The sequence below is a fragment of the Taibaiella chishuiensis genome, from assembly GCF_003014535.1.
GTDB classification, from domain to species: Bacteria; Bacteroidota; Bacteroidia; order Chitinophagales; family Chitinophagaceae; genus Taibaiella; species Taibaiella chishuiensis.
In genome coordinates this window covers 925,369-951,971 of record NZ_PYGD01000001.1, presented here as the reverse complement: position 1 = coordinate 951,971, position 26,603 = coordinate 925,369, and the positions used below count along the sequence as shown (strand labels likewise).

Genomic DNA, 26,603 nt, shown 5'->3' with positions numbered 1-26,603 from the left:
TTTTTAGAACTTGTAGGTATACGTAAGCGAGAAAGTACGGCCTGGTTTGTAGCTCTGCAGCAACCAGTCTTTGTCCGGATCGATCTTGCCATCAGCAAAACCAACCTCGCCGAATTTCTTATCCATTTCCTGGTCGAAGTAGAAACGAACCGGGTTGTTGATCAGGTCTTTTATGTTTAACCTGAACTCGCTGCGCTTGCTTACGGCATAACTTACCTGGAAGTCGAGCAGGTTACGCGGCATCTCGTATACGTTACCGATACGGCCCTGGCCTACCAGGTACAGGCGCTGACCGATAACGTTGTACAGCAGGTTCATATTGAACTTACCATTGGTAGAGGTGTAACCCAGGCTGGTGTTGATCACGAACGGAGACTGACCGCTCAGTACACGCTCAGTCTGGCGCTGACCACGGATAAAGAACGCGGTATCATCAATTTTAACTTTAGAATCGATGTAAGCTACGTTGGCATAGAAGCTCATATTCTTCAGGAAAGAAGACTTGGACAGGAAGTCCAGCTTTTTGCGGATCTCGATTTCCACACCGATATTCCTTGCGCTTTTGTAGTTGATCGGTTTGATCTCGTAAGCGCTACCATCGGCATAGATATAGTTCTCAATCGTGTTGTTGAAGTGCTTGTAGAATACGGAAGCAGAGATGATCTCGCCGGCATTCGGGAACCACTCGTACCTTAAGTCCATATTGTCGATCAGGCTGCGTTTCAGAGCCGGGTTACCGGTAACGTTGGCAGACAGTTCGTAGTCATAATAACCCAGGTTGGCCATCTCCCTTAATTCCGGGCGGGCAACGCTCCTGAAGTAAGAAGCCCTCAGGTTGGTTTTATCGTTCAGGGAATAAGTAAGGTTAGCAGAAGGTAAGATGTCTGTCCAGGTCTGCTCTACTTCCTTTTTGGTAAGGGTAGACAGGTTGATGTTGTAAGACTCCAGGCGGGCGCCCCATACGATACGGAACCTGTCGGTAATTTTATTATCAAGCATTACATAACCACCCAGTGTGCGGGCTTTGGCCGTATAACGGTCACCATCCACCGATGCATCAACGAGCGAGTAATAATTATCAACGATCGCATCGCGGGCAAAAAGGTTTTCGATCGGGCGTTGCAGGATGCTTTCGTAGTTAGGTTTACGGAAGTCGATCACCATACCCAGGTACCTGTTCTCGAAATCGCGGTAACGGTACTGGCCGAATGCGCCGATCTTGAGGTTGCTTTTGTTCAGGAAGTTGAAAGGCAGGCTGTAGTTCAGGCCGCCGTTCAGTACGGTTTCCTGCAGGTCGCCGAACAGGCGGTTGTTGGCTTTACCAACGGTACCCAGGTCGGCTTCGTAAGGCAGGCCGGATCCCTGAGCCTGGAAGTAAGATACCTTACGCTGGTCGGGTTGGTTATTGGTAATGTAGTTGTAAGAAGCTAACCAGCTCAGTTTGCTCTGGCCCTGGCCCACCTGGTGTTCGCCACTCAGCGTGGTTTTGAACAGGGATTTCTGTACCAGGTCAAAGGCGTAGTATTTGATATTTTTTGTAGAAGAGTTATTCTCCCCTTCCCTGTACAGGAAGTTATCGTCGAAGATACGGTTGTAGAAGGTCTTCAGGTTGATCTTGCTTTTACCGGAGTTGTAACCGATGTTCAGCAAAGCGCCCAGGTTGGTAGAATAGTTATAAACGTTGTCGAGGTAGTCGTAGCTATCGTACTGGCGGGTAAGATCCCTTTTGATATTCTCGCTGTGGTTATAAGTAATGGCAGCGGTAACACCAAGACGGGCATTGCCTTTGAACCGGAACACGCGACCCAGGGAAGCCTGCAGGTTTGCAGCGGGCAGAGCGGAATGTTCGCGTACACCGAAGTCGTTGTTCAGCGCTTTCAGGTAAGGTACAGATTGCTCCGGCTGGTTAGGGTTCAGTTTATTGATACCGGCCTGTGTCGGGAAGTTGGGGTGCAGCTGGCGCGCACCGTTGTCGAAACCGAGGAAGTCGGTACCGGTACGGTAACCCGATTTGAATGCTTTACCGGTAGATGCGGTATTGTAACCGGTACCGATAGAGATGGAATTAAAGTTTTCGTCCGGCACCTCTTTGGTGAGGATATTGATCACACCACCGGCAAAGTCGCCGGGCAGATCGGGTGTACCGGATTTGGTGATCACGATATTATCGATCATGTTGGAGGGGATAATATCGAACGAGAAGGCCTTCCTGTTGGGCTCTGTACTGGGCAGTACGGCATCATCCACGAGGGCGGTATTGTAACGGTCGCTCAGACCACGTACAATCACGAATTTGTTATCCTGGATCGTGGTACCGCTCACGCGCTTCAGGGCTTCGCCTGTGCTGCGGTCGGGCGAGCGTTTGATCACGTCGGCAGAGATACCATCGGATACGGCTACCGCATTTTTCTGCATGCTATACAGGGCGTTAACCGACTCTTTTTTGATACTGCTGCGGATAACCACCTCATCCAGTTCTGTATTTTTCCTTTCGCTCATCGCGATCGGCACTTTGGTCACCTGACCGTCTGCTACTTTGATATCGGTTATGGTCTTGGCCTGGTAACCTACATACTTGATTTCTATTTCGTATGCTCCCGACGGCGCCTCAAAAGAGAAGTTACCGTCAATATCTGTTACTGTGCCCGAAACAGGAGGGGTATCCTGGTCTTTCTTAAGGGCTACTGAAACGCCGATCAGGGTTTCGCCGGAAGTTCCGTCCGTAATGGTCCCGGTTATCTTCCCGTCTGCAAATACCTGAGTAGCAAACAACAAACACAATAGGGATAAAAATAAATTACGCATAAATGAGGTATTGAATTTGGCGCAAAGGTCTATCGCCAATGTTACCTTTGAATTAGCGTAATGTTACGAGTGCGTAAACTTAATGTTATGGGAAAATTACCGACATGTTACCGAATTGTAAACAGAGCGATGGTTTTTAAGGTTATCAAATCATTAACTATTGTCGCTGGTATAAATTTTTGCAACCATATTAGATACTTTTGCGCCCGTAATCTAAAATATAAATAACATAGAAGTATGAGCTTAAATTCCATTATCAAGAAGTTTCTTCCGAAGGATAAAGTCTTTTACAGCATATTTGAACAAGTAGGAGCGAATCTCCAGGAAATGGGCAACGCCTTCCGCGCAGCCATCGAAGAGACGAATGAGACCAAAAGAACGCAAATGCTTCGCGCCCTGGAAGACGGCGAACATAAGAACGACGATCTGACGCATAAAATATTTGTTGAGTTGGGTCAAAACTTCATTACCCCATTCGACCGCGAGGATATTCACTACCTGGCTACTTCGCTGGATGACGTAGCAGATTTCATTTATGCTTCTTCCAAGAAAATGGTGAACTACCAGGTAAAGAATATCGACAACTACATGCGCGATATGGTAATCGTGATCCAGAGCGCTATCGTTGCGCTGGATAAAGCCCTGCACGAACTCCGCAATATGAAAAACCTGCGCGCCATTACCGAGGCCTGCGTACTGATCAACAGCCTGGAAAACCAGGCCGACGACCTGCTGGATAATGCGATCATTAACCTGTTTGCATCCAGTACAGATGCGATCGAACTGGTTAAGCTCAAAGATATCTACCAGGACATGGAGATCATTACCGATAAATGTGAAGACGCTGCGAACGTGATAGAATCTATCATTATCAAATACGCATAATATTTCCGGTTAAGCAATTAGGTAAGGTATCCTGTGCCTTGCCGGTTTTTCACATTGACACCTTAATTTTTATGACGCTATTAATTATCATCATTATATTGGCGCTGGTATTTGATTACATCAATGGTTTTCATGATGCCGCCAATGCCATTGCCACCGTGGTCTCGACCAAGGTACTTACGCCCTTCCAGGCGGTACTCTGGGCTGCCCTCTTCAACTTTGTGGCTTACTTTATCTTTACCGACCATGGTGTGGCCAATACCATTGCCAAAACGGTAGGCAAAGAATTTATTACCCTCCCGGTAATCCTGGCAGGCCTTGTGGCTGCCATTACCTGGAACCTGATTACCTGGTGGTTCGGTATTCCTTCCAGCTCATCCCATACCCTGATCGGTGGTTTTGCCGGTGCAGCCATAGCCCACGCGGGCTTCGGCGCTATCGATACCCCTACCATCGTTACCATCGCCTGCTTTATCGTACTGGCGCCGGTTATCGGTATGCTTATGGCCTTTATCATTTCCGTATGGTTCCTCAACTCTTTCCGCAAAAGCTTTGGTCCCAAACTTATCTCCTTTGCCGTAATGCTGGGTGTGGTAATCTTCCTCGGTAAAATGCTGGAAACAGAATCTACAGCCATGGCCGGTATCAAAGGTCTCGAAAAAACAGAGCAGGGCCTTAAGGTAAAAGGCATTGCCGGTAGCAATACCAATGCTTATAAAATGGAGCTGCGCAAGGACGATATCATTATGAAAGCGGACCAGGTGGCGGTAAACCATCCCGATTCGCTAGATGAGATCCTGCACCACCACAATAAAGGTGAAGCCATCTCTTTCGAAGTGCTGCGCAAAGGCGAGGTAAAGACCATCAATACCACGTACCAGCCCCGCTTCGAAGCCCGCTTCCTCAACGTAATCTTCTTCGGGGAGAACTTTAAATGGATCCTGATGTGCTTTATCCTTACCGTGATGAGCATTTTCACCCTCTTCCTCAGCAACCTCAACTATGCCCAATCCGAACGCTGGTTCAAACGCATGCAGCTGGTATCCTCCGCTGCCTTCAGTATCGGGCATGGCGGTAACGACTCGCAGAAAGTAATGGGTATCATCATGGCCGCCCTCATCGCTTTCGATCCCAATACCTACCACCTCGAACATATGGAATGGTGGGTACCGCTGGCCTGTTATACCGTAATCGCACTGGGTACCATGAGCGGTGGCTGGAAAATTATCAAGACCATGGGTACGCGTATCACTAAAGTAACACCGTTTGAAGGTGTGGCTGCGGAAACCGCCGGCGCCCTTACGCTCTTCATTACCGAAATGCTGAAGATCCCGGTAAGTACCACGCATACCATTACCGGTTCCATTATCGGTGTGGGCGCTACCAAAAGGCTTTCGGCCGTACGCTGGGGCGTTACCATCAACCTGCTCTGGGCCTGGATCATTACGATCCCTGTAAGTGCGGTAATGGCCTGTATCGTATACTTTATCTTTAAAATATTCGGCCTGGGCAACTAAGTCCAATAGCCTTCCAACAAAAAAGCAGCGATCTTTCGATCGCTGCTTTTTTTAGGACTAGTCATCATGTTATGTAGCGTTATAGGAAAGATATACTCCGCTTGTGGCCGTACTTTTCCTGCTGCTGTTTTTTACAGTAAACCTTTATTCCTTCCTGATCTTTGCGTTTCCTGTCTTTCCACTCTTGCTTCGCAGGCTCAAAATATAGAGACCGGCCGGAAGATTGCTCAGATCCACACTTTCAGGAGTTGTATTGTTTGCCATCATTGATTGCCCAAGCATATTGCTCACGACGACTTCGTCCACTGGTTCACTCATTTCAAAATACACTTTACCGGTCGTGGGATTGGGGAACAAAAGGACAAAGGCATGTTCTTTATTACCAGGAATGATGTTTGTGGAGGTGCTGGTACTTTCATAGGCCCCAATGTCTATGCGTGAACCACGCAGTCGCGCGCTATCCAAATAATCTGTCGTACCACTAAGAACCGGGTCGTATACCGGATTACCGGTATCAATCATGGGCGAGCCCGATAACGGCATATAGTTATGCAATGCTGTGTCTGTTAGCTTGGGATCACCAAAATGGGAATGCATATCAAGGTTCGTAGAGGATTGGTATTGTTGCAGGGTCGTACCTGTAAATCCTGCACTGTAATTAGTCCCGTTTAGAAACGTAGGAGGGACAGTGCTTGAGGTAATAACCATTCCAAAGTTCAGATCATCCCGGAAGTACTGATTGTAATCCGAATTAAACCCGGCAATGGCTACACCTGGTGCAACTACGATGTGCTTCCTCTCATTACGTGGATAGACCAGGTTATTTTGAAAGAGAACGGTATCGGTATGGGCGAGGCTGATCTCACCGCCATAGATATTTCCAAAATAAGCCACCTCATAACGTCCGGCCCCGTCAAGGGTAATGATGCTGTCAATACCATTTATTCGCGCGCCTGTCCTGTTGTGAAAAAAGCTGTTATTACTTATGGTCACATTACGCACACGCCTGTCTGCCTTCACACCACCAATGACAAGCCCTGATGATACATTGTGGTGAACTTTGTTATTACGGACTGTATGGCCACCGACAGGCAAGGTGCCTGTCAGGGAGCGCTCTTCTGCTCCAAGCGCAATACCAACGCCACATTCCAGGATTTCATTCTGTTCAACGATACAGTTAACACTTCCATCCAGGTAGATACCTGCACTTATTGCTCTTCCGGACATACACCGGGAAATCCTGTTTCTCCGTACCGTAATGTCCCTGGCCTGCGTCAAAGCGGAGTCGAGTGGGTTGAGGTACCAGTAATTACCTGCCAGATCAATGCCTATATTGCTGATTGAGTCAATGGTATTACCCTCAATTATGCTGTTGCGCACGTAACCTGCATAGGTTAAGGCCTCACCGACACCTGTAGCACAGTTTGATATGCTGTTGGTCAAAAAAGAGACATTGATTAATGGCTGTAGCTCATCCCCATCAACAAGCACGGCATTTGCAGCATCGGTACCACTGGGCAGAATGGCCAGGTTGTTGCTTATCCAGCCAATATTGCGAATGGTACAGTTGCGAATCATAATATTATTGCCACTGCCATGCACACGAATCGCACGTGCGCCATACCCTATACAATTTTGCAATGTCAAACCATCTATCAACACATTACTTGCATTCCATACCCGGATAATGTTTTTTAACTGCGTAGAAACAGGTCTGTTTACCGCATCGATGATGACACTGCCGGAAGGATTGTCTCTTATAAGCACGAGCGATTTATTGATTAGCATATCGCCGTTTTCCAGGTAGAGGCCATCCGCTATGCGAATCGTATCTCCATTTGCAGCCGCACTTACGGCTTGCGAGGGTAATGTAAAGGTGCTTGTCGGGGATACATAAAGCGTATTTGCAAATGTTCTTAACCCAACACAGCACAAAGAAATTAAAAGTAATAGATGGAACTGCTTCATAGAAATTGCATTAATACAACCGTAAATTACATTATTTAATTTAGACAAATTAAATTAAATATAAAAAAAACACACTTATCTCTTTAATCAAACGCCGTCCAACGAAAGCCAATGGAATATGCCGGCATTTCGGCAGAAAGCGGAAATGGAGCAGGTAAAGTAAGCAGGGTGTGGACCAATGGTGCGGAGCTTAAAGGTTCGCCCGACTGGATAACCAACGATTTGAATACGCTCATTAAATCTGCCATCCCTTATGATATGGATAAAAATCGCAACAGCTATTTTCTGCCCCATAAAACACAGACAGATTTTAAAAAAGAGGATCAAGCAGAATTTCTGGGGGATAAAAGCCTTGTTCTTAAAACGAATCATCATTTTACCAGACCCCTATTTATTTGCTTAGCTATTCGTGTTGTCTCGCTACAAATTTACATGGCCTGGCCGCTGCTACTATTTGCAGCAGTGAATACGAGTTTTTTCTCGCAGCGATACGGCGACGCAGCGAACGGGTGCATATTAGTCCTAACACCTGGCCACCAACTGCGTAGACATGCTTTGCTCAATACCAGTTGCATACATTGCAGGGACGTCAAGCCAGGAAACAACCAAACATACCGACCTTTAGAAAAAGGGCGTTAATAAACCGCGTAGCGCTCATGAGCACCAATAAGAAAATAAAAATACAGCGAATAAATGCTGCAGGACGCCGTATAAAAAGAAATACAGTTCCCAAAGCCTGGCCCTGTACTTTAGTTCGTTCGTCATTCCTTCGTCCAATTTTTACTACTGCCCAGACTTATTTCTTTTAGGCGTACAAGGCATTTTTAGCACTTTTTCTATAGTCTTGATTTTTGCTTCTTTGTATCAAGACAAAGAAGAATAAAAAATCAGGGCAAGTATACCGGAGCCCCCAACTTTTCCGCTTGACCCAGCAAAAGAATGGCCACAGCTATAACGGAGTATAAATACAACGAGGCCGTCTCAGAAGTCTGAGGCGGCCTCGTTTTTTGTTATCCTTATATGGCTGTTTATCTCCTTTTAAGACTGTGCTTGTCCTGCTCGAGATGCACGACAGGAACTTCGAGACCATATTTTTCTTTAAGGTGCTTTGCCATAGATTCGGCGGCATATACCGAGCGGTGTTGCCCCCCGGTACAGCCAAAGGCGATGGTAAGGTGGTCGAAACCGCGCTCCAGGTAATCGTTTACGCTTATATCCACCGTATCGAAAATATGGTTGAGGAATTCGGGCATATGGGTTTTGTGCTGCAGGAAATCGATCACCGGCGTATCCTTACCGGTAAGCTGTTTATACTCCTCGAAGCGCCCCGGGTTCAGGATGCCCCTGCAGTCGAATACGAAACCGCCGCCATGGCTGGTGGTATCGGCCGGCATACCTTTTTTATAGGAAAAGCTGTATACCTTAATTTTCAGCGGAGCATCCTCTGCTGCCTTACGGTCTACGTGATCGAACTGCGCCGTGATCTCGGGTTTTACCAATTGCTCCAGTACATGCCGCAGCTCGCTATGCGCGGGTATATGGCCATAGGTTTCCAGGAAGGCCTTGAGTTGCGCCAGCGCCGGTTTAATACTCTTGATAAAATGCGGTTTGCGTTCGAGCAGGCCGCGGAAGCCGTAGGCGCCCAGGGTCTGCATAATACGTAACAGTACACATTCGAGGTAGATCCTGCGGAAGTCGAGCTCATTGAAGCTGGGTATTTCGGGCAGGGCCTTTAGTGCGGTAAAGTAGTAGTTGACCAGTTCGGTCTTCCACTCGTTAGGCAGCTGCGCCCGGGCCTGCCACAGCAGGGAAGCCAGGTCGTATTGCGGCAATCCGAGCATACCGCCCTGGTAGTCGATAAAGTAAACCTCGTCGTCTTTTACCTGTACGTTGCGGCTCTGGAAGTCGCGGTACATAAAGGCCTGCGGGCGGGCCGAGGCCAGGTCGCGGCTCCAGGTGTCGAGCTCTTCCAGCAAGGCGGGTTTGTTGTAATGGATCTTCAGCAGGTCGGCAAAGTAGTATTTAAAATACAACAGGTCGGATAAGATCTGTTTACGGTCGAACGATTCGGCCGAAAAACAAAGGGAATAATCGATCTCCTTACCGGCTTCCCAATGAAAACGGGCCAGGTTATCGATACTTTTTTTGAACAGGCTTTTAATACGGTCGGTATACCCTTCCTGCTCCAGCAGGTTGAAGAGCGAGGTATCGCCCAGGTCCTGCAACAGGTAGTACTGTTTGTCCTTGCTTTTGGCAATAAGCTCCGGTACCGGCATATGGTGTTTTGCAAATACCTGGGAGAAATAGAAAAAGGTATTGTTTTCTTTTTTATCGGGGTTATAAGCGCCGATCACGGCGTGTTGCGCATTGCTCATACGCAGGTAACGCCTGTCGGATCCGGATTGAGGTAATAAAGTAATTTGTTCGGGTTCGCTGCCGAAATGGCCGGCAAACAATTCGCTGAGTGCTTTGGTAAAATCTGGTTGGGACACGAATGGTTATTTATTTTTAGGATAATCGAAAAACAGCAATCCCGGTCCGGCGCTGGTAAAGCTTTCCCAATCGGGTGTTATAGCTTTAACGGCAACAATACTACAGGTCGGCATGTTATCGATCGAAAATTTTTCTGTGATCTGGTTTGCAAAGTCGGTAATACCCGGGTTGTGGGCTACCATCATCAGGGTTTTTACACTGCTGTCTATACCCGATGCCATTACGGCTTCAAATACGCTAGGAGGTGCATGATACAGCTTATCTTCCCAGCGGATGCGGTCTTCGGCGTAGCCCAGTGCAGCGGCAATAAGACGGGCGGTAGCTGCGGCGCGGTTGGCTGTGCTGGCAATAATCAGGTCGGGCATAATGCCCATGGTCTTCAGGCGTGCGCCCATTTCCGGTGCATCGCGTTGGCCCCTTGCATTCAGCGGCCGGTCATAGTCCTGTTGGCCCGGGTTGTTCCAGTCTGATTTGGCATGCCTTACCAATAGCAATGTACGTTCCATCTTACTGCTTGTTGTTTTGCGGATCCTGGTAATATTTCAGCTCCAGCTTAACGCCGTCGAATACGGCATAACTGTTGAAACTGATCCAGTCTCCAAGGTTAATATAAACGCTGCCGGGGGCAATTTCGCGTTGTACGGCAAGGTGCCTGTGACCAAAAATGAAATAGTCGTAATGTTTTTGCCGGAGCATTTCCTTGCTGAACACGATCAGCCACTCCTTCTCTTCGCCCAGGAACTGCTTTTCCCCGTTAACGTGTTTGGGACCTTTACGGCTGAAGTAATTGGCCACGCCCACACCGGTATCGGGATGCAGCCGCCGGTACAGCCACTGGGCAAGCGGGTTGCGCAATACCTTTTTCAACAGCTTATAGCCATGATCGCCGGGACCAAGGCCATCGCCATGCGCTATAAAAAAACGCCTGCCGTTCACTTCGGTTTCGAGCGGGTTGTGATGCACCGGTATATCCAGTTCTTTTTCGAAATAGTCGCGCATCCAGAGGTCATGGTTGCCCGTAAAGGCCTCGATACGGATACCGGCATCGCTGAGTTCGGCCAGCTTACCCAGGAAACGGGTAAAGCCTTTGGGTACAACGTTTTTATATTCGAACCATACATCGAAAATATCGCCGACCAGGAAGATACAGGCGGCATCAGCGCGGATTTCGTCGAGCCATTTGCAGAGCAGTATTTCCCGCTTTCTGCTGGTCAGCTGGTCGGGAATGCCCAGGTGAAAATCGGAAGCAAAGTATATTTTTTTACCCGGCGGTAATTGCATTTGAATAGTATAGCCCACAATGGTCAGTCGCAAAAATACGGAAGATAAATGGAACAGGGGCCGGCCGGCGCCAAAGGAAACCCGTTATACCGGGATATACCGGCTCATTTTTTTCATATCCATATAGATCATATAAAATATAAAAGCGGAACACCAGAGGCATTCCGCTTTTTATCAGGTATACTTGTTTTATTTACCGCACATTCCACCAGTTACGCGTTGCCTTGGTATCGCCGCCGATATTGGCTGCAGCCTGCTCCGAATTTGCCGCATTACTGTTGCGGGTTGCATTCGGGTAATTGAGCCGCTGCGGCACACCCGGCACCTGGGCATCGAGCGAACCCGACACCGGGTCTATGAACAGGGGCCGGCCATCGGGCCTGTTGAAATCGAGGCGCAGGCGCTCCATCCAGGACTGGAGGCCCTGCATGTATAAGGCGATCCACTTCTGGGTACCGATCACATCTTTCCAGTTGCCGGCATTATAAGGCACCCGCCGTATATAATTGTTTATCGTATCGTTGCCACTGATCTCCCATTGTTTCATCGATGCGGCAATCGCATTTTCGTAAAGGCTGGCAGCGCTTCCGCCTACGTTCATACCGCGCGCGGCCGCTTCCGTCTTGATAAAGGCAACCTCGGTATAGGTAATCAGGTATCCTTTAAATGCGCCGCTGTACACCTTCGTACCCGGTTTGGACAGGGAATCGAGTACCGGTGTATTAGTAACGAGGCCATAAGGTTTGCCCCTGAACACATTGCCCTTAACCGAAGGCCTTGCATATACCTTCAGCCTCGGATCATCCACTTCTTTAAGATAGTCGATCAGGGTTGTGGTTACCGCAAACTCGACCAGCGCCCGGTCCTCTTCATTATAAGGGAAGCGGTTGGTAATACTCTGGGTATTATACGGGAAATAAATATCCTCACCTTCGTGCAGTGTATTTTTTGCGGCATCTTCTATTTCGGCACGGGCTTCATCCGGTTTAACATCGGCCATACGCAAGGCGATACGCATACGCAGCGCGTTGGCAAACCGCACCCAAAGGTCTTTCTTTCCACCCATCAATATATCGCCCTGGATCACGCCGGGGTCGGTACCGGACAATTGAGCGATCTGCGTTTTCAACGAGGTAATCAAAGCAGCGTACACATCCTGTGCCCGGTCGAATACAGGCTGCGGGTAAGCGTCAACCTTAAGGGCCTGGCTGTACGGGATATCCACATACAGGTCGGTAAGCACATGGAAGATCCATACTTTCATGATCTCCGCAACAGCAACCATATTCGGGTTAGCGTCCTGTGGATTACGCCGGTAATAATTGCTGATTTCCTGCAGGTCCACCAGGGGGCCCACATACAAACCGGTCCACAGGGCATCGTTGGTAATGAGGTTGCGGCTCTCGTCCGTTTTGTCGGTGCCGGTCCAGTATTGGGCATAGTGCATACCTATACGGCCGTTGTAATACCCGTCATACATCAGGTCGGACGCCCGCTTCTCTGCGTTAGCCAGCAAAAACTCAGGACGTGTTTCCCCGGGTTTCGCCGGGTCGGTATTTAGTTCGTCAAATTTACGGCAACCGGTAAAGACCAGCAGCGTACTTAACATCATCAATATAATCGTTCGTTTCATCTTTTCTCTTTTTATTACAGGTGATCTCTTTTTACCATCGCCTGTTTTATCAGAAGTTGATATTAAGGTTAATGCCATAACTGCGTACAGGAGGCAAACCACCGCCTTCGAATCCCATTGAATTACCAATGGAGTTACCGATATTGGAGGGATCTACATTAGGTGCATTGCTATGGATCAGCCACAGGTTACGGCCTACCAGCGACAGGCGGGCCGACTGCATTTTCGTTTTACGCAACCAGGCGTCGGGCAGGTTCCAGCCCAGGCGCACCTCGCGTAGATAAATAAAGCTGGCATCGTACAGGTTGGCCTTGCTGATACGGTTACCACCATCGAAGTTGAAATGGTCTTTAGCGCTGATCACTACAGTATTCGGTGTACCATCGGCCTGTACGCCGGGGTTAACCACGCCGTTCTCCCGGATGCCGTCTGCAGCGGTCTCTTCCAGCAGGCCGGATTTATTACCATACAGGTTAGTATAAGAGAAGAAATTACCGCCTTTCTGGAAATCGACCAGGGCAGAAAGATAAATGCCTTTGTAAGAGAAAGTATTGGAAAAACCGCCGATGAAATCGGGATTCGCATCGCCGATCACTACCGATTTGGTGGTTACATCATATTGCCCGTTCGGCATTACGATCCTGTTGCCGTTATTGTCGTACTTATAATCCGTACCGATAATAGTACCCAGCGGCATGCCTTTCATCGCCACCATCGATACGCGTTGTGTACGGCGTTCGGTACCCACGATCACCATCTCCGTACCGCTGATGCTTTCATCGTTACTATTCAGGTCGATCACTTTATTCTTGTTCTTCGAAAAGTTGAGGGAGGTTTCCCAGGTAAAAGCGCCCGCAATAACCGGTGTGGCATTGATGCTGAGCTCGATACCTTTGTTCTGTACATTACCGCCGTTCACGATCTTGGAACTATACCCCGATTCGGGAGGCAGCTGTATCGACCAGATCTGGTTGGTGGTATTACGGTTGTAATACGTAATGCCTACACCAATACGGTCGTTGAGGAAACGAAGATCGAGACCACCCTCAAATTCGCGCGACAGCTCGGGTTTCAGCTTGGAATTGAAAAGCAGGTCGGGCGTGGTTTGCAGCGGGTAGGAACCAAAGGGCGCCACGAAATCGAAGTTGCGCGATACGCTGTAAGCCGCCGCATCATTACCCACCATGGCATACGAAAGGCGGGCCTTACCAAAGGTGAGCCATTTGTTCTTCGGGATCAGCTCGGAAAAGATAAAGGAAGTAGCTGCCGAAGGATAGAAATAGGAGAAGTTACCGGTTTGCTTCAGGGAAGAGGCCCAGTCGTTACGGCCGGTAAGCGTCAGGTAGATCAGTTTATCATAACCCAGGGTAGCCGTTGCAAACAGCGAGTTCACCTGTTTGTTTCCATAAGCATTAAGGATGGTAGCCGGCAGTACGGAGTTCTGTAATACATAAACGCCCGGGCTCATCAGGCCGCCGTTGGCATTGCCTGTAGTGGTGCTCGACCGGATGTTTAAGATATTTCCGCCTGCAATGGCTTCGAGGTTCAGTTTATCATGGGCAAAACTCTTATTCACATTCAGGGTTGCCTGGTAGTTATTTTCATTATAGGTAAGATCGCGACGGGTATAACCACCTACAAAAAGTCCTTTGGCGCTGCGTACTTCATCGATATGCGTCAGGAAGTCGGAGAATACGCGCGCATCGGCCGTAAGCCAATCCGTGATCTTATAACTGAAACCCGCATTGCCATAATAACGGTCATTGCGGTCAGTGTTATAATTTTCGTACTGGTTCCAGTAAGGGTTTTGTGCCGATACCGGCACCGGGTTATCCCAGCTGGTACGGTTCCAGCTCTGTTCGGTACCATCGGCATATTTATAGTCTTTCAGCCGGTTATTGTCCAACTGGCGCTGCCCGTACATGGTAAACTGCAGCATGGGGTTCGTGCCGAAAAAGCCGGTACCTGCGCGGCCTTTGGCTTTATCGAGAATATAGTTAAAACTTCCGCTGAAAGAAAGACGGTCGGTAAACTGGTAGTTCGTATTGAGTCCCATAAATACACGGTCGAGATGGCTGCCCGGGTAGATAAAATTCTGTTTGGTCTGTCCGAGGGAGAAGCGGATCGAACCTTTATCATTACCGCTCGATACCGATACGTTGTTGGACATCGTTACGCCGGTCTGGAAGAAGTCGCGTACATTATTCGGGTTGGGGCTCCAGGGCGCCGACTGTCCGAAAAAGGGATTGCCTTTATTTTGATCCCAGGACCAGTAATGACGCACATTGCGCCCGTCGAGGGCCGGGCCCCAGGATTCATCCGCACTGTATTGCGGCAACAGGTCGTAGCTACCCTTGCCGTCATTATCGTTATAGGTACCGCCATTGGGACCGAAGGCGCCGGGATTGTCGTTATAATACAGTTTCGAAAAAGTACCATCGCTACCGCCCCCGTATTTATTCTGGTATTTGGGCAATAACGATACCTTGCTGATCTGCAGGTTCAGATCGTAGTTAACCGTAAGCGGGCCGGAGCCTTTGCCCGATTTCGTAGTGATATAGATAACGCCGTTTTGTCCGCGGCTGCCATACAATGCTGTAGCAGCAGCGCCTTTCAGCACCGATATATTATCTACATCATTAGGGTTGATCAGCTGCGCGGGGTTACCATAATCATAACCGCCGCCGCCGGTACCCTGTGTACTGTTGTTTAAATTCATATTGGCCATCGGCACGCCATCCACGATAAACAGGGCATTGTTGTCGCCGGTTATCGATTTAACGCCCCTGATGGTTACCTTGGCCGAACCGCCCATAGAACCGCTGGCGTTATTGATCTGCACACCCGCAAGTTTACCCTGCAGGGCATTGATATAGTTTACCTCTTTGGCTTCCTGTATGGTACGGCCTTCCAGCTGTTGTACCGAGTAGCCCAGGCTTCGTGTATTGCGTTGTGCGCCCAGTGCCGTAACCACCACTTCGTCGATCTTGGTGGTAGCGCTCAGGCCCAGGGTTACCTTAAGCCCGTTCTGCCCGGGTTGTACATGAATGCGTTGGGTGGAATAACCTACCGAAGAGATGGTCAGCAAGCCGCCTTCTTTTCTTCTTTCTATAGCGAAGTTACCATCGGCATCCGTAAGGGTATTGATCGGGTTCTTGACCCACTGTACCGTAGCGCCGGGCACCGGGGTAACGCCGTCTTTTTCAAACACGATACCGGTCAGCTGGTCCTGCTTCGTGTCAGACTGTGTTGTTACTTCTACCTTACCGGCCGTATCCACCACCACTACCGAATCGGCAGCTGGTTTGGTGGAATCTGCGGCAACCTGTATGGCACTGGTATCTGTAGCGGTCTTTGTGGAATCGCCGACCTGCGACAACTCTATCGGCGGTGGAGCATCGGGAGGCGTGATGCTTTCCGTAGTATCTGCAGCGGGAGCCGTTTTAAGCGTATCCTGTGCCTGCAAAGTATGGACCGTGAAAAAAGAAAGGAATAAAAATAGAGCTATTCTTTGCATAATCTTATGGCTGTTCGGTTATTATCCTAAAAATCGTTTCTATACAAAAGGCAATATTAGCCCCTATAATGTTAAAAGGGCGCCAATGGTTAATTTTTTGTTATTAGATTAACAGAATGACCCGCAAACGCAATAGGGAACGGCCCTAATGACAATTTCTGAGACAATAAGTTTAATCTATGTTTTGAAAATTTCTGATTTTTAAATTTTTTTTGTACTTTTGCTGCCCCAATGGAGACGTGTCCGAGTGGTTGAAGGAGCACGCCTGGAAAGTGTGTATACGGGAAACTGTATCGCGAGTTCGAATCTCGCCGTCTCCGCCAGTAAAAAATGAATTGCCCTTTTTAAGGGCAATTTTCATTTTACGACGATTGAAAATCCTTTTACAAAAGTAGAAAAATGAAAATTGCCTGCCGCCATCTATGCGGCAGGCAATTTATTTTTTACTGTAGCATCCCCCATCAAGCGATCATGAAATCATCTCGCGCTCCACCGAAAGCCTGCTTTAAAAGCATATGAAAATAAAAATACCCGGGAGCATAGCGACCAGGGCATTTTCTTATGCTGGTCTCCCCCTTTAAGCGATCATGAAATCATCTCGCCGTCTCCGCCAGTAAAAAATGAATTGCCCTTTTTAAGGGCAATTTTCATTTTACGACGATTGAAAATCCTTTTACAAGAGTAGAAAAATGAAAATTGCCTGCCGCCATCTATGCGGCAGGCAATTTATTTTTTACTGTAGCCTCCCCCATCAAGCGATCATGAAATCATCTCGCGCTCCACAAAAGCAGGCTTTAAAAGCGCATGAAAATAAAAATACCCGGGAGTATAGCGACCAGGGCATTTTCTTATGCTGGTCTCCCCCTTTAAGCGATCATGAAAATCATCTCGCTTGCTCCACAGAAAGCCTGCTTTAAAAGCGCATGAAAATAAAAATACCCGGGAGCATAGCGACCAGGGCATTTTCTTATGCTGGTCTCCCCCATCAAGCGATCATGAAAATCATCTCGCGCTCCACAGAAAGCCTGCTTTAAAAGCGCATGAAAATAAAAATACCCGGGAGCATAGCGACCAGGGCATTTTCTTATACTGGTCTCCCCCATCAAGCGATCATGAAATCATCTCGCTTGCTCCACCGGCAAAATGATTGATCTTCGATAAGTGCCGGTTTCATTTTTTTCGCAGCGGCACGCTACAACACATCACACAAAATACACATCGCGGCTTCCTACACATTTCAAAGATCTTATAAATCATGGATCAAGCGAAATTTCTGACAGGTATTAAAATAGAGCCTGCAGCTGTGTTCCTATGTTATTTATTCAAAGGAAATAGATAGGGAACGCCTAAGCTATCCAGGATAGATAAATGTACTACAATATCAAGCCCTAGCGGATGATTGTGATCCAGGAAATATGCCTGGATTAAACGAATCGCTTTGTCAGGCCTCAAAAAGCGCTCTTCCCCGCGATGTATACTGCAAAGGACCAGACCACGGCTTTAATCAATCTCACTGCTGCGGGTTATTGGCTGCTCTATCTTTTAGTGCTCAAGTTTATAAAGCGTCCCTTATAGAAGAAATAAGATGAAACACAAGGTATCTTTAATCTGGCCCCCGAACCTTTCCGCTTCCCCTAAATCATCCTGCCGGCGTCCTTAGACATAAAAGTCCCCCGGAGCGCTGCAACCTGCGCCCACCCAACATTTCAACATCCCCCTTGGCAAAAAAAACAGGCGCCCCTTAGGTCTCTAGTACAAAGGACTGGTCAGGTCACATTGAGCAGGACAAGGCGTGGTAAAATCATAGATGGTGCTTACACCATTGATCTCCCAGATATCGGCATCAAAAGGTTGATCATTGCTGTCTACTTCGGGCACCGTGGGCACTATGAATACATGAATCAGGTCGGGATCCGTAACCGTGCCCTTTGCCAGGTATATTCTTGCACCATTAATCCCGCCACTGTTGGCCATATCGGTTATCGACTTTAAGTCGTTGATGGGGATCCAGAACCCGCGGAAAGCATCGTTGACAGGGACGCCAACGTTTTGTGCATAAAACGCACGCCAGGCCGCTGTTGCGTCCTTGGCAAATTTGAGTGTTACTCCGTTTGACATAGGGTTGCTTGTTTTGAAGATGAAAAAATTTTCTCGCTGCAGGCATAACCTCAGTAGGCTAAAACTTCCCTCTGTGTGTATCGGCCTGCCTTCTTTTTGTTGCGTACCACAAGGATAGGACACAAAGAAAATTAATTATTTATGCATACAACCCCGTATAAACACCTGTTTTGTGACTCCATTGCACCGCTGTTATCGTTTGAGAAAATTTCCCGGAATCCCCGAGCCTGCTTCATTCCGCCGGAACAACGAAGTGTTACATGCACAGCTATGCTGTAAAAAGCACAATGCTGAACCAGCCCGGCAACGTCGTGTATTGGCGCTTGCGCACAATAATTTTGTTTACCAACTTCATCACTAAAATGAAAAGCCTATGGAAAACAACAACAGGTGACAAGTCTTACGCTCCAACAAAGGAGCATAGCACCTTCACTTGCTAAGCTACACCACAACCACGAACAACCGGCCCCGGGAGTTTTACCTTGCTCCCCTATTTGCAACGCGGACCCTGGAAAGCTGCTTCAACAGCAACTGGCCGCTACCTTCCCCGAAACGAAAAAAACAGTGAACGCAAAACCCAACCTATCATAACCCTTAAATCTATCTCACCATGTCATTAACCCCCATTTTATCGATCAATGTAAAAGACTACGGCGCAACCGGCAACGGATCAACAGACGATACCGTCAAGATCCAGGATGCCGTAGCAGCCGTTGTAAGCCTGACACAGACAGTAAGTCTCCCCACAGGCCAGGCCTACCTTTCAACCGGCCCCACGCTTTACTTCCCACCGGGCATTTACATCATCAGCGCACCGATCGTATTGCCACAGGCGATTAAGATCGTCGGCGACAATGCCATCCTGATGCCTCCTTCGACTGCAGAGCGAACGTTTAATGCCTTTAGTTTTGCCAACACGTACGATGTCCGTATAGAACGCATGACTTTTACCGCTTTCGATACCGCCGTCGAATTCCCGGGCGGCAATCTCGACTCCAGCAGGATCGTGATCGATGGCTGTATTTTCCGGAGCAGCAATAAGGGCATTTTGCTGGGCAGCGTATCTACGCTTAGCAATATCATGAACAGCAAGTTTTACAACAATACGATGGCTGTTGATATCCTGACTTCGGATAGCGTTACGATTAAGGATTGCTGGATCTACGCAGGCGAAATGCATAGTCCCGAACCTGGTCCAGGGATCGAGGTAAGGCCCTGCCAGATACGCAATACTAATGGTATCCTCCACTTCGAAAACAACCTGCTGGTGCCCGCGCCGCCGGCTGCAGGCACCATCGAGCCGGCATGGATCAATAACTACGCCTATGTGAAAGCGGCCAACTTGCGGCAGGGCGGCGAGCCGGGCAGCTTTACGCTGGTCAATAACTTTGCCGGTACCGCCGGTCTTGTTAGCGGAGGACCAATGCAAACCGCGGTGATCGTTAAAGACAGCATATGCATGGCCGTCTATGGCAATATCTACCGCGATCCCAATGGCTTTGTGTATGCACAACCTGCGGCAATACGGTTCATCAAAGTACCGAACCTTACGGTGCTAAAAAACAATGTCGGGTTCGTAGACTGTAAGGCGATCGATTGCTCGCTCCATGCCTATCACGACGATACGGAGCCGACTGTATTTGACCCGGCAAAAATTACGGCAATGCTTGCAGCATCCGGCGCCTCTACGTCGATAACAGCGATCGAAGTAGCCAATAACTCCGGGCCTTATCTTTTCCCGCTTGGTCCCGATCCGCAAAAACCGCAGCTGGCCTATATTCCCGAACAGCTTTATCCCTTCGCCCGGACCAACGAATCGTTGTGGCCCAACAGGAGAAGGCCGGTATTGCCCCAAAGTGCAACAACGCTTAGCGGCAATGTATCTACTTATACCTTCGATCTTGCCGCCGGCTTCTATAACGGTTTAAAAGATAAAACCTTTTTATTACGCTTTAGCGGCGACCCGCTGCTGGGAGGCAGCTCGATGTACTCGGGCGGCATCGTAGGCATACTGCGCATCAACGGCACCTATACGGCTTCCGCGTTGCAGTTTGCCCTGGTATACAAAGAGCTCTTTAACCAGATCGCTACACCCGGTTCTTTCCTGAGCGGCACCTTCGGGGTCGTGGCAAAATGGCAAACTACCGGCACTGATCTTTTACCCTTTACCTCGCTTTCACAAACCGACCAGCAATTTGTTGTTGAGATTACCGGCGCAGATGCGCTCGTCAACCTGGAGCTGATCGTTCTTGATGATCTCTAAGTAATACAAGGTAAAACGTATCAAAACAACAAGCCCGCGCTGTATACAGCGCGGGCTTTATTACTTACTACCCGGTTACAAAATGATACCAGGCAATCAAAATGCTATTGTTTAATTACCCTCTGGCTGATCACGGTTTCCGTACCCGCCAGGGTAATGCGCAGGTTATAGATACCAGCAGGCAGGTGTGCCATCGAAAGACTGTTGGCGCCGCTTACCGCTGCGACCTTTTGTCCCATAATATTATATAACTCGAGCAGTTGCAGCTCGTCGCCCAGCACCTTAACCACATCGGTTACGGGGTTAGGGTAAACCAGGATATTGTCCTTAATGGCAGCTGAACGCTGCAACGCTATTGTCTTGCTATAGCTGTCCTGGCCGGCTGCGTCCTGCAGGTGCAGGCGGTAGAAAGACACACCGGGCAAAGGATTGGCATCTTCGTATTGGTACTGATGCGCTGCCTTACCCGCGATAAGCGCAAGCGGTGCAAAGGTAGTCCCATCGGCGCTGCGCTCCAGGGTATAACGGGCGCCAGGACCTTCGTTACCTACCTGCCATTGCAGGTGGTTTGTACGGGCCAGGGCCTTGCCGGAGAAGTCCTGCAGGGTAATGGCCAGTGCCGTCGGGGCGATATCCGATACCAGGGTAATATAATTTTCCGGCAGGCTCAACACTTTAACCGGGCTGCCGCCGGTCATCGGTACCGCCATCAGGGCGCGGTCGGCCGGCTGGGCGGAGCCACTCATCAGGTCTATATAATATACCTTATTGTTAGCCGAGTCTACTTCAATATCCCGGAACTGGCGGCCGGTACCGGTTGCCAGTGTTGTAACGGTTGTACCCGCAATAGGCTTAACATACAGCGCCGCATTGTTGTTGACTAATTCTGTCCAGTATACATTACCTGCAGCTACCTCCAAGTGTTGGATCACATTGGGTGTAGATACGACTTCAACCGGGTTAGCGCCGGTAGTATCCATCTGGTAAACGGAGTAATTGCCGATTGGCGTGGCGCGGGCAATCACGTACAGCTTGTTGTTGTAGTACTCGATATCGCGCACCTGGTTGGGCATGGCCAGCTGACCTGCATTACCGGTAATACGTACGTTTCCGCCGCCGCTAAGCGTAGCCTTGTACACGCCTTTAGCCGTAAGCCCGTTATCGGTATAAAACATTTTACCGCCGCCTATAGCGATGCCATTGGGCGCGCTGCCCGAGGTGGGGAAGGTGTACAGTACCGTTACATTGCTGCCATCGAAGTCGGCACTTACGATCTTATCGACCACGGCGCTCTCGGTCCATACCAGCCTGTTGTTCGCAGCATCGAGATCAATATCGGTTACATTGGTCAGGTTGGTATTGTCCGATACAATGGTAGCAGGCGTATAAGCCAGTCCGCCCGCAGGGTCGAAGAACGAAGCAAGGATATTGTCGGCCGATGCTGAGGCCATATAGAAGTGACGGGTAGGGTTAGCCGTAACTACAGGCAACGACACGCTCCGTACCGCGGTACTAAAGGCCGAGGTACCACCACTTACCACAGCGGTGCCATAAGCGCCGTGGGTACCGGTTGTACCATCCCAGGCCCGGAATGTAAGTGCCGGGTTACCGGCGCCGGTCGGTATAAAACGCAGCCTGCCGCCGGGCAGGTAACGGTTGTCTGCCGCATCGCCCATCAGGAGCAGGGCATTAAGCCCGGTGACTGCACCCACATTGGTCCAGGTGCTGGCCGGCGTGGCCTTGTACTGCCAGGTGCCGGTACCCGTAGCGCCGGTAATCGCGATACCGCGGGGCACATAATAACCGGTACTATCGTCCGGGTCGGTAATAAGCGGCATATCGGGCTGGGAGCCGGTGATCAGCTGGTTGATCGTAAAACCTTCAGAAGCCGTCTGCGTAGTCAGCAAACTATTCAGGAACACATTGGCCGTGGTCGACAGTACGGGTGCACTGCTGTTCTGTATGGTGAAGATATAATCTTCTACTTCGCCGGTAACAGGGGCACAGGGATCGGTAACATCACTGTTCTGGCTCAGGATAATTCTTACGCGTGTAGTACCGGTAAGGGCATTAAGCGGCGGATACACGTTATAACCCGTACCGGTACCTGTATTGGGAGCAAGGACCTGCTGTGCGGAATAACCCGTTTCACCGGGATCGGAGAAGTCGCCGTCATGGTTCCAATCTGCAAAAAACCGGATATAAACCGTAATAGGAGCTGCAGTGGTATTGGTTGCATAATACCAGAATGCTGCAGTATGAGTATAGTAACGCGGTATGGTTTTCGAAGAGCTGCTCAGGGTGGCAGAATATCCGTTATTGCCCGTCGGCCAGTTGACGCCGGGACTACCATAGTTAAACATCGCATTGCTGATGTAAAAGTTGGTAGCCGTAACCTGGGGGGTACAATAAGTCTGTGCACCCGCCTTTGATAAAGACAACGAAAGTGGCAGGCACAGGAGCATGCATTTAAGCGAACGCTTAAAGTAAGGTTGGATCATAAATTGCGGTTTGTGGTTCTAAATAAATGTCTACTATTGGTTTGTAAACATTTCTGCGCCGCAAAAATAAGCCAAAAAAGATGGCCTGTTACCACAAGGGAGCATAAAAACCTTCAGGTATCGCTCCGCGATGTCCGGTCCTAAACGCCATGTACGTAAAGGAAGTTGCTTAGCGGCTGATGTACCATAGACTACAGATCAAGATTAAAGCCAATTATCAGCATCCATATACTTGTTTCACCCGATAAAGGCTTCCGGCATTAAGGACTATTGATGGTAAATTACCCTAAACCCACCCCGTTTTGCTTCCTATCCCGGACACACGAAAGCCCGCGTTCTACGCGGGCTTTCGTAACCTTGTTGCAGTTGTTATAACGCAACCGGGAAAATATATTTATTGTTTGATCACTTTTTCGCTGATCACTTCCTGCGAACCCGCCAGGGTAATGCGCAGGTTGTAGATACCCGCCGGCAGATGCGCCAGCGAGAGCATGTTCATGCCACCGGATCCGGCCACTTTCTGTCCCATAATATTATACAATTCCAGCAGTTGCACCTCGGCGCCCAATACCTGCAGCACATCCTTTGCCGGGTTGGGATATACCACCACGGTGTTATTGTTACCCGCGCCTCTTTGCAGGGCTATTGTTTTGCTATAGCTGTCCTCGCCGGCATCATCCTGCAAGTGCAGGCGGTAGAAGGAAGTGCCCTGCAGCGGCGAAGCATCTTCATATTGATACTGCCTCGCCTTTGCTCCTGCAATAACAGCAAGCGGTACAAAACTTGTTCCATCGGCACTACGTTCCAGGCTATACCGGGCGCCCGGGCCTTCGCTACCAACCAGCCATTGCAGCCTGTTTGTTTTAGCCAGGGCCTTACCGTTAAAGTCCTCCAGGGTAATGGCCAGGGAAGCCGGGTTGAAGGCCGACACCAGGGAAGTATAGGCCTCAGGCAGATTCAATACCTTAACCGGTAAGCCGCCGGCAAGCGGTACATACATCAGGTAACGGTCGCTCGGCCTGTTGGCAGCCGGCATCTCATCCAGGTAGTACACCCTGCTATTTGCAGAATCCAGCTGAATATCGCGGAAGGTCCGGTTATTAGCGGATACCAGTGTGATTGTATTTATTTGTGACAACAGCTTTACCTGTACCCTTGAGGTTGTGCCATTTTCCGTCCAGAAAACCATGCCGGCTTTTACGTCAAGTTGCTCGATATTACTGGTTGAGCCAATAACGACAACCGGGTTAGCCCCTGTTGTATCTATCTGGTAAATGTTGTAAAAACCATTTACCGGGCCGGCGGCAACGTAGAGCTTATTGTTGTAGTATTCAATATCCTTGATTTCGGTTGGTGTAGGTAATTGCCCTGCGCCCCCGGTAATGAGCTGACGCCCCGTACCGTTCAGGTTTGCCTTGTAAATGCCTTTGCCGGTGCCCCCGTTATCGGTATAGTACATTCTGCCACCACCGAAAGCAATACCCCTGGGGTCGCTTGCCGTATTCGGAAAGGTATACAATACGGTTACATTGCTGCCATCCATGTTCGCGCTAACGATTTTATCGACCGCCGCACTTTCTGTCCATACCAACTTATTATTCGTAACATCCAGGTCCATATCGGTGATATTGGTCAGGTTGGTATTATTCGATACGATAGGAGCAGGATCGTAAGCCACGCCAGTCGCAGGATTGAACGGTGCTGCAATAATATTGTCGGCCGAAGGCGAGGCTAAATAGAATTTATGGGTAGGCATAACGGTAGTAACGGGTATGTTTATACCTCTTGCGACAGTACTGAAAGCAGAAACACCGCCGCTCCCCATGACGCCATTGAAAGAGCCATGAGGACCGGAGGAAGTACCGTCCCAGGCCTGGAATGTAATCCCGGCATTACCTGGACCGGTAGGCAAAAAGCGTAGCCTGGCGCCCGGCTGATAGCGGGTATCGGTCTTAGAGTCTCCAAGAAGTAACATTGCACTGCTTGGCGAGGGAAGCCCGAGATTGGCCCAGGCATCGGACGAGGTAGTCTTATATTGCCAGTAACCGGTGCCTCCAACCCCGTAGATTGCAATACCCCGGGGCACATAGTAGCCCGTACTGTCGTCCGCATCCGTAATCAATGCTGTTTCGGGTTGGGAGCCGGTAATGATCTGGTTAACCGAGAAGCCTTCGGAAGCCGTCTGTGTGGTTAGCATAGGATTCATGAAAATGCTGGCCGTAGCAGGCATTACGGGCGCACTGTTGCTCAGTACCGTAATCTTGTAATCCTCCACTTCCCCGGCAATGGTCCCACAGGGATCGGTCAGGTTACTGTTCTGACTTACCACCAGGCGCACACGGATGAAACCATACTTGGCATCAACCGGGGGAGCCATGCTATAACTGGCGCCTGTACTGGAATTGGCCGGGATAATTACCGGGACAGAATTCCCCATTTCATAGGCACCATCGGTAAATCCGCCATTTTGGTTCCAGTCTGCAAAAAAACGGAAGTAAACGGTAATCGCTGCGGCCGAGGTATTCTTCAGTTCAAACCAGAAGGTAGCAGTATGGGCATAGTACCTGGGGATCGTTTTCGAAGAGGCGCTGACATTGGCCGAATAGCCATTGTTACCCGTAGGCCAGGTAAGACCCGCGCCACTGTAGTTAAACATGACATTACTGATGTAGAAATTGGTTGCTGTTACCTGGGGCGAACAGATAAACTGCGCACCGGCCCTGGATAAAGACAACGAGAGTACCATGCATAGGAGCATGAATTTAAGCGGTCGCTTAAAAGTGGAGCGGAACATAAGATGCGGTTTGTGGTTTGTGGTTTAAAAATTGGTGCTTACCGTTGATTTACAACAGTTTTTGCGACGCAAATCTAGATTAAAAACATGATCTGTAACAACAACCGGTTAGAAAAAAATTCAGGTAACAGCTTCCTCTATCCCGGCTTTACATCCGGTACAAATAAAGGAACCCGCCAGGGTTCGCCCCGCCTTGCTAACTTTGCAAGAAAATAAAACGCGACCTTAAAAACAGTAGCCCATGATGTTAACACAGGATGCACTGCTCTTCCGGGAATTGGAGTCTGAAGAGGTGATAAGACTGGGGGAAATAGACCGCAGCGAAACGTTTTGGGAATCGTACCGGTACCGGGACGGCATATTACAACTGGCCCCGGACTACCAGGAAGTAACCGGGTTTGACGAGCAGGAGCTGCAGGATATGATAAGCCGGCAAAAAGAGATAATCCGGACAGGAGGCCGTGTGATCGGGTGTTTCGACGGTACCCTGATTGCCGGCATGGCCTCGGTAGAACGGCAACGCAGGGGCAGCCGGCAACAATATTGTAAAATGGATATCCTCTATGTAAGCCGTACCTACCGTGGCCGCCATATAGCCCTGCAATTGCTGGACCGGACCAGGAAAATTGCCGCAGGCTTTGGTGCACAACACCTCTATATATCGGCAACGCCCACCCGGCGTACCGTCGACTTCTATATAAGCCAGGGGGCCAGGCCGGCAACCGAACCTGACCCCGAACTGGTACAACTGGAACCGCTGGACATCCACCTGGAGCTGGATGTATCATTACTGTTGCCGGCCGGCAAGGGTTAATAACAGGATTGTAC

At 49.3% G+C, this 26,603-nt stretch carries 15 protein-coding genes and 1 tRNA gene; 6 read left to right on the top strand and 10 right to left on the bottom strand.

Going from position 1 to position 26,603, the window contains the following annotated elements; all coding sequences use genetic code 11:
- Positions 1-3: 3 nt before the first annotated feature.
- Entirely contained in the window at positions 4-2,805 is a 2,802-nt protein-coding gene (locus B0I18_RS04005; RefSeq protein ID WP_106521343.1) for a TonB-dependent receptor, read from the bottom strand.
- 237 nt (positions 2,806-3,042) lie between these two features.
- On the opposite strand from B0I18_RS04005, the gene B0I18_RS04000 reads away from it, so the two are divergent.
- Positions 3,043-3,690, top strand: a complete 648-nt coding sequence (locus B0I18_RS04000; RefSeq protein WP_106521342.1) for a DUF47 domain-containing protein — start codon at positions 3,043-3,045, stop codon at positions 3,688-3,690.
- Between the two features lie 71 nt (positions 3,691-3,761).
- The gene (locus tag B0I18_RS03995) at positions 3,762-5,207 is read left to right on the top strand and encodes an inorganic phosphate transporter (RefSeq protein ID WP_106521341.1); all 1,446 of its coding nucleotides are present in this window, start codon (positions 3,762-3,764) and stop codon (positions 5,205-5,207) included.
- A 144-nt stretch (positions 5,208-5,351) separates the two neighbouring features.
- Here B0I18_RS03995 and B0I18_RS03990 read toward each other — a convergent pair whose 3' ends face one another.
- Complete coding sequence (locus B0I18_RS03990; RefSeq protein ID WP_106521340.1) at positions 5,352-7,175, bottom strand: right-handed parallel beta-helix repeat-containing protein; 1,824 nt, start codon at positions 7,173-7,175, stop codon at positions 5,352-5,354.
- A gap of 111 nt (positions 7,176-7,286) precedes the next feature.
- Here B0I18_RS03990 and B0I18_RS03985 point away from each other — a divergent pair, with 111 nt between their 5' ends.
- The gene (locus tag B0I18_RS03985) at positions 7,287-7,814 is read left to right on the top strand and encodes a hypothetical protein (RefSeq protein WP_106521339.1); all 528 of its coding nucleotides are present in this window, start codon (positions 7,287-7,289) and stop codon (positions 7,812-7,814) included.
- Positions 7,815-8,203: 389 nt separating this feature from the next.
- Here the strand turns inward: B0I18_RS03985 and B0I18_RS03980 are convergent, their stop codons facing one another.
- From B0I18_RS03980 to B0I18_RS03960, 5 genes are all read right to left on the bottom strand, one after another.
- Positions 8,204-9,667: a RapZ C-terminal domain-containing protein gene (locus tag B0I18_RS03980; protein WP_106521338.1), complete on the bottom strand. Its 1,464-nt coding sequence runs from the start codon at positions 9,665-9,667 to the stop codon at positions 8,204-8,206.
- Positions 9,668-9,673: 6 nt separating this feature from the next.
- The gene (locus B0I18_RS03975; protein WP_106521337.1) at positions 9,674-10,174 is read right to left on the bottom strand and encodes a SixA phosphatase family protein; all 501 of its coding nucleotides are present in this window, start codon (positions 10,172-10,174) and stop codon (positions 9,674-9,676) included.
- 1 nt (position 10,175) lies between these two features.
- Positions 10,176-10,949, bottom strand: a complete 774-nt coding sequence (locus tag B0I18_RS03970; RefSeq protein ID WP_106521336.1) for a UDP-2,3-diacylglucosamine diphosphatase — start codon at positions 10,947-10,949, stop codon at positions 10,176-10,178.
- A gap of 193 nt (positions 10,950-11,142) precedes the next feature.
- Positions 11,143-12,582 carry a SusD/RagB family nutrient-binding outer membrane lipoprotein gene (locus B0I18_RS03965; protein ID WP_181358329.1) on the bottom strand — a complete coding sequence of 480 codons (1,440 nt, stop codon included), beginning with the start codon at positions 12,580-12,582 and terminating at the stop codon, positions 11,143-11,145.
- A 49-nt stretch (positions 12,583-12,631) separates the two neighbouring features.
- A complete protein-coding gene (locus B0I18_RS03960; protein WP_106521334.1) occupies positions 12,632-16,099 on the bottom strand; it encodes a SusC/RagA family TonB-linked outer membrane protein in 3,468 nt (1,155 codons plus the stop codon).
- A 233-nt stretch (positions 16,100-16,332) separates the two neighbouring features.
- Here B0I18_RS03960 and B0I18_RS03955 point away from each other — a divergent pair.
- A tRNA-Ser gene (locus B0I18_RS03955) sits at positions 16,333-16,422 on the top strand.
- Between the two features lie 1,426 nt (positions 16,423-17,848).
- Here B0I18_RS03955 and B0I18_RS03950 read toward each other — a convergent pair.
- On the bottom strand, positions 17,849-18,217 hold the full coding sequence (locus tag B0I18_RS03950) for a hypothetical protein (RefSeq protein ID WP_106521333.1): 369 nt from the start codon (positions 18,215-18,217) through the stop codon (positions 17,849-17,851).
- A 610-nt stretch (positions 18,218-18,827) separates the two neighbouring features.
- Here B0I18_RS03950 and B0I18_RS03945 point away from each other — a divergent pair.
- Positions 18,828-20,480: a glycosyl hydrolase family 28-related protein gene (locus B0I18_RS03945; RefSeq protein WP_106521332.1), complete on the top strand. Its 1,653-nt coding sequence runs from the start codon at positions 18,828-18,830 to the stop codon at positions 20,478-20,480.
- 104 nt (positions 20,481-20,584) lie between these two features.
- Here B0I18_RS03945 and B0I18_RS03940 read toward each other — a convergent pair whose 3' ends face one another.
- Both B0I18_RS03940 and B0I18_RS03935 read right to left on the bottom strand, forming a co-directional pair.
- Positions 20,585-22,981, bottom strand: coding sequence for a GEVED domain-containing protein (locus B0I18_RS03940; RefSeq protein ID WP_106521331.1), 2,397 nt, complete (start codon positions 22,979-22,981; stop codon positions 20,585-20,587).
- A 394-nt stretch (positions 22,982-23,375) separates the two neighbouring features.
- Positions 23,376-25,739 carry a GEVED domain-containing protein gene (locus B0I18_RS03935; RefSeq protein ID WP_181358328.1) on the bottom strand — a complete coding sequence of 788 codons (2,364 nt, stop codon included), beginning with the start codon at positions 25,737-25,739 and terminating at the stop codon, positions 23,376-23,378.
- A 277-nt stretch (positions 25,740-26,016) separates the two neighbouring features.
- Between B0I18_RS03935 and B0I18_RS03930 the strand changes: the two genes are divergently transcribed.
- A complete protein-coding gene (locus B0I18_RS03930; protein WP_106521329.1) occupies positions 26,017-26,589 on the top strand; it encodes a GNAT family N-acetyltransferase in 573 nt (190 codons plus the stop codon).
- The last annotated feature ends 14 nt before the right edge of the window (positions 26,590-26,603 follow it).